Source organism: Arthrobacter sp. PvP103, from assembly GCF_017833075.1.
Classification (GTDB): Bacteria; Actinomycetota; Actinomycetes; order Actinomycetales; family Micrococcaceae; genus Arthrobacter.
Genome location: NZ_JAFIBQ010000001.1, coordinates 3,550,912 through 3,563,848, shown reverse-complemented (window position 1 = coordinate 3,563,848; position 12,937 = coordinate 3,550,912). Strand labels below are relative to the sequence as shown.

Sequence of the window (12,937 nt, the reverse complement as noted above, 5' to 3'; positions counted from 1 at the left end):
CGGTGGGTGCCGCGGTTGGTGGGGATGTGGCCAGTTTATCGCGTCCCGCGGGATGCCCTCCCTGCAGGCCCGAGTGTGAAGTCCGCTCGCGCACCCGCGAGCGCAACGTAGAGTTTTCCCAGGAGGCCGAGATGAATACTTACACCACTGTGCCCAGCGGCGAACAAGTGGTCCAGGAACTGCCGTGGCGGTGGAAAGTCCAGGGCCGGATCTTCGTGATCGGCGGCCTGGGTTTCATGTTCGACGCCTGGGATGTGACGCTGAACGGGATCCTCATCCCGTTGCTATCCACCCACTGGGCGTTGGCCCCCGGCGATGCCGCATGGATCGGCACGGCCAACCTGGTGGGCATGGCCCTGGGCGCGTTCGCGTGGGGCACGATTGCGGACACCATCGGGCGCAAGAAGGCTTTCACGGCCACCCTGCTGATCTTCTCGCTCTTCACGGTGCTGGGGGCGTTCTCCCCCGACTTCATCTGGTTCTGCGTGTTCCGCTTTATGGCAGGTTTCGGCCTGGGCGGGTGCATCCCCGTGGACTATGCCCTGGTGGGTGAGTTCACGCCGCGGAAGCAGCGCGGCAAAGTGCTGACCGCGATGGACGGCTGGTGGCCTGTGGGCGCCGCGCTCTGCGGCTTTGTTTCCGCCTGGCTGGTTGCGGCCTTTGCGGACTGGCGGCTGACCATGCTGGTGATGGTGCTGCCAGCCCTGCTGGTCTTCTGGGTGCGTCGCAGCGTGCCGGAGTCGCCGCTGTTCCTGATCCGCAAGGGCCGCCGCGACGAGGCAGCCAGGGTCATCGACGACCTGGTCAAGGCCACGGGCGCCGAACCCCGCGCCTACAGCCTCCCGGATGCGCAGGACGCCCCGAAGCTTTCTGCCGGCAGCGCCTGGCTCCAGCTGGTCCGCGTCTGGCGGTTCAACTGGAAGATCACCGCGGCTGCCTGGTCCCTGTTCTTCAGCATCCTGCTGGTCTACTACCTGTCCCTGACGTGGATGCCGCGGATACTGATCGGCGCCGGGTTCCAGGACTACAAGGCCTTCCTCACGACGGCGTCCATGGCCGCCGTCGGCCTCCTGGGCGTGGTGGTGGCGGCCGTGCTGGTGGAGCGCGTGGGCCGCAAGTGGATCCTGGCGATCACCGGGCCGCTGTCCGCGCTGACGCTGGTGATCGTGGCATTCGTGGTGGACATCCCGTCCGCCGCAGTGTTCTGGCTGCTGGTGTTCGGCTTCATCGTCCAGGTGGCCATTCCGGTGCTTTACACCTATGTCTCCGAGCTGTACCCCACGGACCTGCGCGGCACCGGCTTTGGCTGGGCGTCCACGTTCTCGCGGCTCGGGGCGGGCTTCGGCCCGCTCATTTTCGCCTCGGTCCTGTGGCCGCAGCTGGGCCTGGCAACGTCCTTCGCACTGGCCGGCGGCCTCGTCCTGCTGTCCGTGCTGTGGATGGCGTTCTTCTCCCCCGAGACAAAGCAGCGCACGCTGGCGTAGGCAGCCCCATCCCCTACCCAGCCGCGGCTCCAGTCGGGCCAGGAATCAGGCGGCGGCGAGCTGCGCCAGGGTGGAGACCAGGAGCCTGCGCTCCACCACCTTGATGCGTTCGTGCAGGGTGTCCTCGGTATCGTCGTCGAGGATGGCAACGGCTTCCTGGGCGATGATGGGGCCTGTGTCCACGCCGGCGTCGGCCCAGTGAACGGTGCAGCCGGTGACCTTGACGCCGTAGGCCATGGCATCGCGGACGCCGTGTGCCCCTGGGAAGGCAGGCAGCAGGGCGGGGTGGGTGTTGAGGTACTTGCCGTCGAACGCGTCGATGAACTCCGGGCTGACGATGCGCATGAACCCGGAGGACACCACCACGTCCGGCTCATATGCGGCTACGGCTTCGGTCAACGCCGCATTCCACTCGGCGCGGTCGGCGTAGGCCTTGAAATCCACGACAAAGGTCGGGATTCCGGCGGCCGCGGACCGTTCCACGCCGTAGGTCCCCGGCCGGTCAGCGCCGACGGCGGCGATCTCCACGTCCAGTTCGCCCGCCTTGACGGCGTCAATGACAGCCTGGAGGTTGGAACCGGTACCGGACACGAGGACAACGATGCGCATGGCTCTAGCTTATGGGGCCGCTCGCGTAGGCTGGAAAACATGAATCCCCCGAAGGACCCCGCAGGTCCCCAGCAGGCCCGGCAGCCCCTCAGCGAGGCTGCCAAGACGTCACTGCTGAAGACACACAACCTGTTCCGTGCTTTCATCGTTGCCGTCCTGGGCGCCTTCTTCGTCTACCAGCTGGACGTCACCTACCTGTGGCTGACCGCCCTCCTCACGGCCGTGAGCCTCGTGCTTGGCATCATGGTGCTGGTCCGGTCCATCAAGCTGAAGGAATCCAAGCTGGTGCTTTTCGGGACCATTTCAGGGCTGGTGGTCTCGGCGGTGATGGTCCTGCTGGTCATGGTCTCCGCAGTGTTCTTCAACCAGGTCCGGGACTTCCAGCAGTGCTCGCGAAATGCGCTCACCCAGCAGGCCATGACCCAGTGCCAGACTCAGCTGCAGAACTCTCTGCCCGCCCAGCTCCGCTGAGCCGCACCGCCGGCTAACCCTCCGGAAGTAAACGCCCGACGGCGGAACTCCCTAGGGCTTGGCTGTGTCCAGGTTCGCTTCACGCAGCTTCTGCTGGCGTTCCAGCCAAGGGCCCGCCGCGTAGCCGACCACGACGCCGATGCCCACCTCGGCGGCCACCCACAGTGACGTGTTCAAGGGGTCCGGCCCGATGTCGGTGAGGCGGCCGATCCCGGCTGATCCGCGCGCCATCCAGGCAAGGCCGCCGGCCATCAGGCCCGCCGCCACGCCGATGATCGCGCCGAGGACAATCGTTGACGCCGATGCCGTGAACCAGCGTGCCCGGACCTTGATGGACAGCCATTCGTCGAAGTGGTTTTCGCCTTCGCGCAGGAACCACCAGCCGGCCAGGGCGCCGGCCAGGACGGGGACCACCAACGCCACGAAGCCGTAATCGAGCGGACCGGCAGGCAAGGCGGCGAAAACCGGAATGGACGGCAGCGGGCCAACGGCGGTTCCCAGCGGGCCGGCCTGCGAACCGACGCCCAGGGCGAAACCGGAGCCGGACGTCCAGGCGAGCGCAAAGACGGCAAGGTTGGGGAGGAAGCCGAGCTGCGCGATGGTGAGCACGGCACCGCCCATGGCGCCGGCGTCGAGCCCTTCATACACGGCGATGACCAGGTCCCAGTGGATAAAGAGGTCCACCGCGAGCAGCCCGGCGGACATGGTGAAGGCGGCCATCAGCGCGACGAAACCGGCCTTGATGGCGGAACCCAGATAGGACCCGGCCCAGCGGGAGTGCTGGCTGGTCCGTGCGATCCAGTCCACGGCATCGACACCGATGAGCCTGCTCCACGACCCCGCTTCGCGCCGGGCACCCACCACCATGCCCAGGCCGAACGGGACCAGCGGCATCAGCCCGGCAAACCACAGAAAGATGGCTACGTCGTCCGTGCGGCACACGAAGCCCGTGGCCATGCCGAACCCGGCGTACACCAACCAGGAACCCAGGAGTGCCTGCCAGAGCTGGTCCGTGTAGGAGGCCCGCGCCAGGCGCCGGCCCGCACGCCACGCGAGCAGGAACGGGATGAGCGTCAGGCCCAGGGGAATGAGCGACAGGGTGCCCGATTCCGGCTGCGCCGCGGACTCCCCGGCCACCATCGTCAGGTGCAGCGGAACCCCGTGAATCAGCAGCCAGGCCTGGCCGCCAAGCCGGGCAAGGGCGTCGAAGTTGTTGTTCTGGAATCCGGCCGTGGCCCACACCGCGACGATGGGCGTCAGCACTACCAGCGCGGAAATGACCGCCGCCTGTGCTGATTCGAGCGCTCCCTGCAGCCACAAGGGCATGGGAATGCCACGGTCTCCGGTCTGATCAGCGCGCAGTTTCATCGTGCTCCATGGTGTCACGGGAGGCGCCCCGGACCCGTCTTCGACAGGCTCAAACCCCCGGAGTTACCAGAGCTCGTAGTTCTCCTTGCTGATCATGAAGCCGTGCCCCGTCCGCAGATGCGCGCAGGTCATGGCACCCGGCGCCCGTTCGCACACCATGTTGCCCAGCCGCACGGTCTGGCCGTCCCGGATCCACGGCCCCGGGAAGGCCGGCCCGGCCACTTCCTCCGCCTCCATGGGTGACGTTCCCTTGCCACACAGCCCGTACTGGGCCCCGCCGTCGAGTGTTACCACCGCGTATCCGCCAAAGTATTCGCTGAGCCCCGTGCACTGACCCTTGATGTCGCCCGGCCGGGGCGCCACGTCCGTGAGCAGGTGACAGGCAGCACCGTCCGCATCAATGGAGCACTGCATGTCCTTGCTGGCCGACTGCACCACCACGGGCAGCGGCGCCGCCCACGGCTGCGCGTTCACCTTGGGCAGGAGCTGTTCGGCCCGGTTGAGGGGCCTGGAGTTCAGCGGACGGGAATTCGGGGGACGGGCGCCGCCGGCTTCCGGGACGGCAGTCTCCTCGCTCATCCTCAGCGCCCCCACCGCGGGCGCCGTTTCAGCCGGCACGGCCACGCTGCAGCCGGCGATAAGCAGAAGCACGACGGCGGTCGCAAAGGTTCGGAGGATCACTGTTACAGGGCGCATGGTGGTGTCAGTTCACCAGACAGGAGCGGTTCTGTCGCTGGGCAGAAGTCCCCATCCCCCAGCGCTTTTTTCGTTACCCAGCCGTAAAATTGGAATGTCCGCAATCAGTGGTTGGAGGCAGAAAATGACTACCGCATCCCCACATGCACATGGCGTTCACTTTGGACGTACGGATGTCCAAAACGTCGGCATGGGTGTAGGTATTGTCCTGATGTTGGTCGGTGTCCTGGGATTCATCCCGGGCATTACCCAGCAGTACGGCGAACTGAGGTTCCTTGGACCTGATTCGCACGCCATGTTCCTTGGCCTGTTCCAGACGTCCATGCTGCTGAACATCGTGCAGCTGGTCATCGGCGCAACGGGCTGGGCAATGTCCCGTAATGGAATGGGCGCCCGGAACTTCCTTATGGGCTTTGGTCTGCTGTACATCGTCCTCAGCATCTTCGGGCTCATTGTCGGAGTAGGTTCGGCGGCCAATTTCCTGTCGCTGAACACTATGGATAACTGGACCCACATGGTGCTGGGTGTGCTGATGATTGGCGCTGGCTGGATCCTCTCGAGGCATCTGGCCGAGGACCGCAGATAACCCGGATCGCGTAGCCGGGACATAAGGAGCCGCTAATGAGGAACGCTTCATAGCAATCTGAATGTTTTAACCACCGGTTGGTGCAGTTGCCCTGCGAAGTCGCAGGCGGCTGCACCAGCTTTTTGCTGCAAGGGCCGACGGCGGGCGGGCGCCGGGGCGCGGATCGCCCTCCGAAAACTTCATTCCTGTGAATTTTTTTACTTTAGTCAAGACAAATCATTGACTCGCTGAATATCTTCACTATAGTTGTGTGAGTTAGCTCACCAACGAAGGATGCGGCAATGACCACCGAGACCCCCGCCCCGCCGGCCACCAGCGAACTTCTGGCGACTGTCGGAAACAAGGTGCGCACCATGCGCAAGGCAAAGGGCATGACCCTCGCCCGGCTCTCGGACATCACCGGCCTCAGCCAAGCGATCGTCAGCCAGATCGAACGCGGCCTGGCCAACCCTTCCTTCACCACGCTGGCACAGCTGGCTCACGGATTGGACGTTCCCGTTGGGAGGTTCTTCATCGGCCAGGATGAATCCAAGTCGCCCGTCGTTCGAAAATCCGATCGACGCAACCTGAAAAACGTCACCCGCGAGTCGGTAGGGGAAGCAGTTCACGAACTGCTGACCCCGAACCGTGACGGAAACATCGAAGCGCAGTGGATCAGCACGCCCCCGGGCCATGACACGAGCGGAACACCCTTCACCCACAGCGGAGAAGAGTTCTGCTACATCATCTCGGGCCGCAAGGACGTCTTCCTGGACGGCGTCTGCTACAGCCTTGAGGAGGGCGATTCCATCACCTACTCCTCAGAGATCCCGCACTGGTACAAAAACAGCTACGAAGAGGTATGCGTAGCCATCTGGGTCAACGCACCACACGCGTGGTAACCCTGCCGCCCCCAACCGGCACCAGCGTTTTCCCCTAACTGTCCGGACACACACCGTGGCCGCAGACACTCCTTGCATCGTTCGCATCTTCCGCCCTGCCTCCAGGGCGTCGATGCGTCATACCCTCCCACGCCCTCATCGGCGTCAGCGTAAGGACACTTCCATGCTCGAAACACAAACGACGGACCCCCGAGGGACGGACAACGTTGTCCCGTCACCAGGCACCAGCCACTCATCCCCCACCCGCTCCAACGAAAAATTCACCCCCGAGGTCCGCAAGGGACTGCTGGGCCTTGGCCTCGGCAACGCCCTGGAATGGTATGACTGGATGGTCTTCGGCCTCCTCTCGGCCTTCATCGGGCCCAACTTCTTCCCCAACACCGATCCGCTCTCCGCCACCTTGAATGCTTTGGCCGTGTTCGCCGTCGGATTCGCCTTCCGTCCGCTGGGCGGGATCCTGCTCGGCACCCTGGCGGACAGGGTGGGCCGCCGCCGGGTGATGCTGCTGTCCATCATGCTGATGGCCGGCACCACGCTGATCATCGCCGTCACGCCGAGCTACCAGCAGATCGGCGTCTGGGCCGGCATCATCCTGCTGGTCTGCCGCGTGCTGCAGGGCATTTCCACGGGCATCGAAGCCCCGCTTTCAACGTCCCATGCCCTGGAGCTGGCGCCCGAAGGCCGTGAAGGCTACGTCGCCGGCCTGATGAGCTTCTACGTGAACATCGGCATACTGCTGGCCTCGCTGATCAGCTTCCTCTGCAGCCTCACCCTCGGCGGTGCCGTCATGGCCGAGTGGGGCTGGCGCGTGCCGTTCATCATCGGCGCACTCTTCGGTTTCGTGGTCCTCTACCTCCGCCGTTCGCTCCCGGAAACCCTCGAGGCCGAGGAAATGGCCAGCAACACTCCCCGCGCCGTCTGGTCCGGAGTCCGCAGGCACTGGCTCTCCGTCCTGGCCATCATCTTCGTGGTGGGCGCAGCACAGGCCTACAACTACGCCTGGAACGTCGGCCTTCCCAGCGCTGCCCGCAGCGGGTTCAAGGAAGACCCCACCGCCGTCTTTGCCCTCACCACCGTCCTGGGCGTCATCCTGGTGGCAGGCAGCTGGATCATCGGCAAGCTGACCGACGGCAAGTCGATGTCCCGCTGGTTCCTGATCACCCGCATCCTGGCGATCCCGTCTGTGTTCCTCATGCTCTTCTACGTCCAGCCGGGCATCGGCGGCTTCGCAGCCGTCCTCCTTGGCGGCTCCGTTGTCCTGGTGCTCAACATGACCCTCTACAACGTGGTCAGCTCCTCCCTGATGCCCAAGAACATCCGCGGCACAGGCGTAGCCCTGGGCTATGGAATCGGCGTCGCACTCTTCGGCGGCACCGCCTCCTACCTGCTGGTCTGGTTCCAATCCCTGAACCTCAGCTGGATCTTCCCGGTCTACGTGGCCGTTCTCTCCATCCTCAGCATCGTTTTCTACCTCGCCGCACGCCGCTCCAATGGCATCTTCGTCGGAAAGTAAGGACTCCCCCATGACCTCCCCCGCAACTTTCACCTCCCTGGAACTCAGCACCACGACGGCGGACCTCACCGCCCCGGTCATCTCACGTTCCAACGTCCTGGTGGTCGGCGGTGGCCCCGCAGGTGTGGCCGCAGCCGTCACCGCAGCCCGCTCCGGCGCCAAGGTCACCCTGCTGGAACGCTACTCATCCCTCGGCGGCCTCGCTTCCGGCGGAATGGTGCTGGTGTTGGACGACATGATCAACGGCCAGGAAATCACCGTCACCGGCATCGTGTCCGAATACGTGGAGCGCCTGCAGAAGCTGGGCCTCGCCGTCGTACCGCCGGCGGATGACCGCAAGACCTCCGAGGGACTCTGGAACAAGTGGGGCCGCTACGGCACATTCGACTTCCACTCCCACACCAACCCCAAGCCCATCTGCTACGCCGCGGCCTTCGACCCGGACGGCTGGAAGCGCGTCTCCAACGACCTGGTCCGCGAGGCCGGCGTGGACCTCCGCCTGCACTCCTGGTTTTCCCGCCCCATCGTGGACAACGGCGTGATCAAGGGCGTCATCTGCGAGACCAAGCTGGGCCCGCAGGCCTTCATGGCGGACGTCGTCATCGACACCACCGGCGACATCGACGTCGCTTCCCGGGCCGGCGCCAGCTACGCCAAGGACAACTACCTCACCACGCTCGTCTTCCGCCTGGGCAACGTGGATACCGCCGCGGCAGAGGCGTTCGAGCAGGCCAACCCGAAGGAAGCCCGCGCCATCAACCGCAAGATCAAGCGCCTCCTCGGCGGCGCCTGGGAACTGTGGTGGCTCAAGACCCCCATCGACGGCGTGGTCTGGTGCAACGCCCCGCACATGACCGGCTTCGACGGCACGGACCCGGCGGACATGACGGCCGCCGAGTTCGCCGCCCGCGACCGGATCTCCGAGGCAGTGGACTACGTCCGCGCCAACCTCCCCGGCTTCGAGAACTGCTACATGCTGGACGTCGCCTCCCAGATGGGCGTCCGCCAGACCCGCCTGCTGCAGGGCGAGTACGTCATGACCAAGGACGACGTCACCCAGCGCCGGCACTTCGCCGACACCGTGGCCCGCGGCCGCGACTACTACTACCCGTACCGCTCGCTGCTGCCCAAGGAAGTGGACCAGCTCCTCGTCGCCGGACGCCACTACTCAGCCACCCCGGAGGCGCAGAAGATGTCCCGCGAGATCCCGCCCTGCATGGCCATGGGCCAGGCCGTCGGCGTCGCCGCGGCTCTCGCCGTCGAGAACAGCCTTCTGGTCCGCGACGTGTCCGCCCTGGACATCCAGCAGGGCATGCGCCGGCACGGCGCCGACCCGGGCGACGTCCCGTCGTCGAACGCCACCGTTGACGCCGATGCGGCGGTCCCGGCATGAGCACCGTGACCCTGGAAACGGCAGAGCTGGAACGCACGACGGCGGCGCCCGCCGCCGCGGGGGAACCCACCGCCACCCCGCTGCCGCTGGACGGCATCAAGATCGTGGACTTCACCCAGGTGTTCATGGGCCCGTCCTGCACGCAGATGCTGGGCGACTATGGCGCGGACATCATCAAGGTGGAACGCCCCGGCGCCGGGGACATCTCACGCAACTCGTTCCCGGACAAGGACGGCCAGGACAACCCGATCTTCCTGTCCATCAACCGGAACAAGCGCAGCGTCTCCATCGACACGCGCACCGAGGAAGGCCGGAACGTGCTGCACGCCATCATGGCGGACGCCGACGTGGTGGTCAGCAACTTCCGCTCCGGTGTGATGGAGCGGATGGGCTTCGGCTACGAGGAACTCAAGGCCGAGAACCCCGGCATCATCTGGGCCTCGGGCACCGGCTTCGGCCCCGTGGGCCCGTACTCGCACAAGGGCGGCCAGGACGCGATCGCGCAGGCCTACTCCGGTGTGATGTGGCGGCGGGAATCGGACGAGCAGAAGCCGTCCATCTACCCCACCACCCTCTGCGACTACATCACCGGCATGCACCTCATGCAGGGCATCCTGCTGGCACTGCGCACCCGGGAAACCTCCGGCGTCGGCCAGAAGGTGGAGGTGACCATGTACGACTCCATGCTGCACCTGCAGATGCAGGAGGCGTGCATGCAGCTCAACCGCGGCTACGAGGTCAACTGGGGAGCCATGCCGCTCAGCGGAGTGTTCGAGACCACCGACGGCGCCGTCTGCATGGTGGGCGGTTTCACTCCGGACCCGCTGGCCCGCATCTCCGAAGCCCTCGGGCTGGACGAGGACCTTACGCAGCGGCCCGAGTTCGCCAACCTGGAGCAGCAGTTCGCGCACAAGCCGGCGCTGCAGGCCATCTTCCGCGAGCGCATCGCCACCAACACCACCGAGTACTGGACCGGCAAGCTGGAGGACCAGGGGCTGCTCAACGCCCCGGTCCACACCCTGGAGCAGGCCCTGGCCGATGCCCAGACCGAGGCCAACGGCATGATCGTCGAGGCCGAACATCCCGGCGTCGGGACCGTGCGCATGCTCAACGCGCCCATCCGGCTCTCCGCCACGCCTCCCACCGTCCGGCGCGCGGCGCCCCGGCTGGGCGAGCACAACGTGGAGGTCCTGCTGGAGAACGGGTTCGATGAGGAGACCATCGCGCGGCTGCAGCAGCTGGGGGTGCTCCGGTGACGGCGATTTCCGAGGCTCCCGCGGCGACGGCCGTCTCGAACGCAGTGGACCAGGTCACCCTGACCATCGAGAACCATGTGGCCACGGTGGTGATCGACCGGCAGCACGTGCTCAACGCCGTCGACGGCACCGCCCAGGCCCGGCTCAACGGGATCTGGGACCAGCTGGAGGCCGATCCGGACGTGCGCGCCGTGGTGATCACCGGCGCCGGGACCCGCGCCTTCTGCGTCGGGGCGGACATGTCCGCCGCCGCCGTGGACAAGACCGGCTTGGAGTATTGGGCCGGCCTGGACCCGAACGGATTCGGCGGGTTGAGCCTGCGCACGTCGCTCGACGTGCCGGTGATCGCCCGGGTGAACGGCTATGCGCTGGGCGGCGGCATGGAGATCGTGCTCGGCGCGGACATCGTGGTGGCGTCGGAGAACGCAAGGTTCGGGCTGACGGAACCGCGCGTGGGGCGTTTAGCGCTCGACGGCGGCATCCACCAGCTGGTGCGGCGCATCCCCCACACCCAGGCGATGGGTATGCTCCTGACCGGCCGGAAGGCGGACGCGGCGGAGATGCAGACGATGGGGCTGGTCAACGAGGTGGTCCCGGCAGACGAGCTCGACGCCGCCGTGCAGCGCTGGGTGGACCAGATCCTGGCCTGCGCCCCCACGTCCGTCCGGGCAGTGAAGCAGATGGTCACGCAGACCGGGCATTTGACCGCCAAAGAGGCCCGCGGGCTCCGGCTGCCGGCCCTCATGGCCGCACTGGACAGCGAGGACTCGGCCGAAGGCGTCCGTGCCTTCCAGGAAAAGCGGCGGCCGGTCTGGCCGGGCCGCTGATGCAGAACGAGATGCATAACGAACGAAAGGAGAACCCGATGCAAGACGCACCCTCAATGGACACCCCGGCACGCGAGTCACTGTCACCGGGCGTCTGGGGCGTGGTGGCAACACCCTTCCAGGGCAGCACGCTGGACGTGGACCTGGACAGCCTGTCCGGGCTCGTGGAGCACTACGAAGCCATCGGCGCTACCGGGCTGACCGTCCTGGGTGTGTTCGGCGAGGCCGCAGCGCTGACCGCGGAGGAACGCCGCCAGGTCCTTGACATCGCGGTCGAATGCACGGACCTCCCGCTGGTTGTCGGCATCACTGCGCTGTCCACCCGCCCCGCCATCGACGAAATCAAGGCTGCCCAGGCCGTGGCCGGCGAGCGCCTGGCCGCCGTGATGGTCCAGGCCAACTCGCCCCGGCCCGAGGTGGTGATCGCCCACCTGGACGCCATCCACCGGGCCACCGGCGCCAAGGTGGTGCTGCAGGATTACCCCCTGGCCAGCGGCGTCAGCATCAGCACCCCTGCACTCATTTCCGTGGCGAAGTGGTGCAGCTTCGTGGTCGCGGTGAAGGCGGAAGCGCCGCCCACCAGCGTGGCCATCGCGGAGCTGACAGCCGCGCTGGTTGGCAGGGTGTCCGTCTTCGGCGGGCTCGGCGGGCAGGGACTGCTGGACGAGCTCATGGCCGGCGCGGCCGGCGCCATGACCGGTTTCTCCTACCCGGAGGCGCTGATCGCCTGTGTCCGGGCCTGGCAGCGCGACGGCTATGAAGCCGCCCGCGACCAGCTGCTGCCGTACCTGCCGCTGATCAACTTCGAGCAGCAGGCAAAGATCGCCCTGGCCGTCCGTAAGGAATGCCTGCTGAAGCGCGGCTTAGTCAAGGACGCGGGCGTCCGGGCTCCGGCCGCGGAGTTCCCGGAGAGGCTGCGCTACGGCATGCTCACGCACCTGCGGGAAGCCGCTGCCGCGCTGGAAGCACGCGCGGACGCACCCGCCGGTGCACCGCACATTGCGGACCACCACAGCTCAGTAGGGAGTTTCTGATGGACTTGGGAATCGCCGGAAAAACCGCACTCGTGGCCGCCTCAACCGGCGGTCTGGGCCTGGCCGTGGCCCGCGCCTTGTCCGCAGAGGGCGTTCGCGTGGCGGTCACCGGCCGCCGCCGCGACCGTGCCAAGGAGATCGCTGCCGAGCTGCATACCGCTTATGGCACGGGTGCGATCCCCATCGAGGCGGACCTCACCACGGCGGAAGGCATCGAGGCCGCCGTCGAACAGACCGTTGCGGACCTCGGCCCCGTCGACATTCTGGTGCTGAACGGCCCCGGCCCCAAGCCCGGGGCCGCCGCAACGCTCAGCTCCGAGGACATCGCCGCGGCCTTCGAGCTGCTGGTCAAGCCGCACCACGCCCTGATCTCCCGCGTTCTTCCGGGCATGCGGGAACGGCGCTGGGGCCGCATCCTCGCCGTCGGATCCAGCGGAGTGGTGGCGCCTCTGCCCAACCTGGCGGTCTCCAACACAGGCCGGGCCGCACTGGCCGGCTACCTCAAAACCCTCGCCGCCGAGGTGGCCCTGGACGCCGTCACGGTGAACATGCTCCTGCCGGGACGGATCGCCACCGACCGCGTTGCCCAGCTCGACCAGGCCGCAGCCAAACGCCGCGGCACCACGGTTGAGGACATCCAGCTCGAGTCCCGCAAGACCATCCCCGCCCGCCGCTACGGCGAACCCGAGGAGTTCGGCGCCGCTGCCGCCTTCCTCTGCAGCGCCCCGGCGTCGTACATCACCGGCATCGCGCTCCGGTGCGACGGCGGCCTGATCCGCAGCCTGTAGCGCCCCCACTCACGATCTTTCTAAGGAACAC

Annotated in this window: 13 protein-coding genes; 10 read left to right on the top strand and 3 right to left on the bottom strand. The window is 66.6% G+C overall.

All coding sequences use genetic code 11. From position 1 onward, the window contains the following. Nucleotides 1-131: 131 nt before the first annotated feature. On the top strand, nucleotides 132-1,484 hold the full coding sequence (locus tag JOE41_RS16455) for an MFS transporter (RefSeq protein WP_209752986.1): 1,353 nt from the start codon (nucleotides 132-134) through the stop codon (nucleotides 1,482-1,484). 45 nt (nucleotides 1,485-1,529) lie between these two features. Here JOE41_RS16455 and purN read toward each other — a convergent pair whose 3' ends face one another. Continuing rightward, complete coding sequence (gene purN / locus JOE41_RS16450; RefSeq protein ID WP_011690949.1) at nucleotides 1,530-2,093, bottom strand: phosphoribosylglycinamide formyltransferase; 564 nt, start codon at nucleotides 2,091-2,093, stop codon at nucleotides 1,530-1,532. A gap of 39 nt (nucleotides 2,094-2,132) precedes the next feature. On the opposite strand from purN, the gene JOE41_RS16445 reads away from it, so the two are divergent. Further along, entirely contained in the window at nucleotides 2,133-2,564 is a 432-nt protein-coding gene (locus tag JOE41_RS16445) for a hypothetical protein (protein ID WP_011690948.1), read from the top strand. A gap of 51 nt (nucleotides 2,565-2,615) precedes the next feature. On the opposite strand, the gene JOE41_RS16440 is transcribed toward JOE41_RS16445, so the two are convergent. Next, nucleotides 2,616-3,932: a DUF6350 family protein gene (locus JOE41_RS16440; protein ID WP_011690947.1), complete on the bottom strand. Its 1,317-nt coding sequence runs from the start codon at nucleotides 3,930-3,932 to the stop codon at nucleotides 2,616-2,618. 63 nt (nucleotides 3,933-3,995) lie between these two features. Further along, nucleotides 3,996-4,628 carry a hypothetical protein gene (locus JOE41_RS16435; protein WP_209752985.1) on the bottom strand — a complete coding sequence of 211 codons (633 nt, stop codon included), beginning with the start codon at nucleotides 4,626-4,628 and terminating at the stop codon, nucleotides 3,996-3,998. A 124-nt stretch (nucleotides 4,629-4,752) separates the two neighbouring features. Between JOE41_RS16435 and JOE41_RS16430 the strand changes: the two genes are divergently transcribed. The 8 genes from JOE41_RS16430 to JOE41_RS16395 all read left to right on the top strand — a co-directional run bounded on the left by JOE41_RS16430 (nucleotide 4,753) and on the right by JOE41_RS16395 (nucleotide 12,906). Further along, complete coding sequence (locus JOE41_RS16430) at nucleotides 4,753-5,214, top strand: DUF4383 domain-containing protein (protein ID WP_011690945.1); 462 nt, start codon at nucleotides 4,753-4,755, stop codon at nucleotides 5,212-5,214. A gap of 281 nt (nucleotides 5,215-5,495) precedes the next feature. Further along, the gene (locus JOE41_RS16425; protein ID WP_011690944.1) at nucleotides 5,496-6,095 is read left to right on the top strand and encodes a helix-turn-helix domain-containing protein; all 600 of its coding nucleotides are present in this window, start codon (nucleotides 5,496-5,498) and stop codon (nucleotides 6,093-6,095) included. Between the two features lie 163 nt (nucleotides 6,096-6,258). Beyond that, entirely contained in the window at nucleotides 6,259-7,608 is a 1,350-nt protein-coding gene (locus JOE41_RS16420; RefSeq protein ID WP_011690943.1) for an MFS transporter, read from the top strand. A gap of 10 nt (nucleotides 7,609-7,618) precedes the next feature. After that, complete coding sequence (locus JOE41_RS16415; protein WP_209752984.1) at nucleotides 7,619-9,001, top strand: FAD-dependent oxidoreductase; 1,383 nt, start codon at nucleotides 7,619-7,621, stop codon at nucleotides 8,999-9,001. Further along, entirely contained in the window at nucleotides 8,998-10,257 is a 1,260-nt protein-coding gene (locus JOE41_RS16410; RefSeq protein WP_209752983.1) for a CaiB/BaiF CoA-transferase family protein, read from the top strand. The genes JOE41_RS16415 and JOE41_RS16410 overlap by 4 nt, the downstream gene beginning before the upstream one ends. Continuing rightward, on the top strand, nucleotides 10,254-11,084 hold the full coding sequence (locus tag JOE41_RS16405) for an enoyl-CoA hydratase-related protein (RefSeq protein ID WP_307800714.1): 831 nt from the start codon (nucleotides 10,254-10,256) through the stop codon (nucleotides 11,082-11,084). The genes JOE41_RS16410 and JOE41_RS16405 overlap by 4 nt, the downstream gene beginning before the upstream one ends. 38 nt (nucleotides 11,085-11,122) lie before the next feature. Beyond that, complete coding sequence (locus tag JOE41_RS16400; RefSeq protein WP_245200742.1) at nucleotides 11,123-12,118, top strand: dihydrodipicolinate synthase family protein; 996 nt, start codon at nucleotides 11,123-11,125, stop codon at nucleotides 12,116-12,118. After that, entirely contained in the window at nucleotides 12,118-12,906 is a 789-nt protein-coding gene (locus JOE41_RS16395) for an SDR family oxidoreductase (protein ID WP_011690938.1), read from the top strand. The genes JOE41_RS16400 and JOE41_RS16395 overlap by 1 nt, the downstream gene beginning before the upstream one ends. Nucleotides 12,907-12,937 lie beyond the last annotated feature (31 nt).

Excerpts from the sequence above, each read along its gene's own strand:
- JOE41_RS16415 (WP_209752984.1), top strand. The coding sequence starts at position 7,619 with ATGACCTCCCCCGCAACTTTCACCTCCCTGGAACTCAGCACCACGACG.
- purN (WP_011690949.1), bottom strand. The coding sequence starts at position 2,093 with ATGCGCATCGTTGTCCTCGTGTCCGGTACCGGTTCCAACCTCCAGGCT.
- JOE41_RS16395 (WP_011690938.1), top strand. The coding sequence starts at position 12,118 with ATGGACTTGGGAATCGCCGGAAAAACCGCACTCGTGGCCGCCTCAACC.
- JOE41_RS16435 (WP_209752985.1), bottom strand. The coding sequence starts at position 4,628 with ATGCGCCCTGTAACAGTGATCCTCCGAACCTTTGCGACCGCCGTCGTG.
- JOE41_RS16400 (WP_245200742.1), top strand. The coding sequence starts at position 11,123 with ATGCAAGACGCACCCTCAATGGACACCCCGGCACGCGAGTCACTGTCA.
- JOE41_RS16420 (WP_011690943.1), top strand. The coding sequence starts at position 6,259 with ATGCTCGAAACACAAACGACGGACCCCCGAGGGACGGACAACGTTGTC.
- JOE41_RS16430 (WP_011690945.1), top strand. The coding sequence starts at position 4,753 with ATGACTACCGCATCCCCACATGCACATGGCGTTCACTTTGGACGTACG.
- JOE41_RS16425 (WP_011690944.1), top strand. The coding sequence starts at position 5,496 with ATGACCACCGAGACCCCCGCCCCGCCGGCCACCAGCGAACTTCTGGCG.
- JOE41_RS16440 (WP_011690947.1), bottom strand. The coding sequence starts at position 3,932 with ATGAAACTGCGCGCTGATCAGACCGGAGACCGTGGCATTCCCATGCCC.
- JOE41_RS16410 (WP_209752983.1), top strand. The coding sequence starts at position 8,998 with ATGAGCACCGTGACCCTGGAAACGGCAGAGCTGGAACGCACGACGGCG.
- JOE41_RS16445 (WP_011690948.1), top strand. The coding sequence starts at position 2,133 with ATGAATCCCCCGAAGGACCCCGCAGGTCCCCAGCAGGCCCGGCAGCCC.
- JOE41_RS16455 (WP_209752986.1), top strand. The coding sequence starts at position 132 with ATGAATACTTACACCACTGTGCCCAGCGGCGAACAAGTGGTCCAGGAA.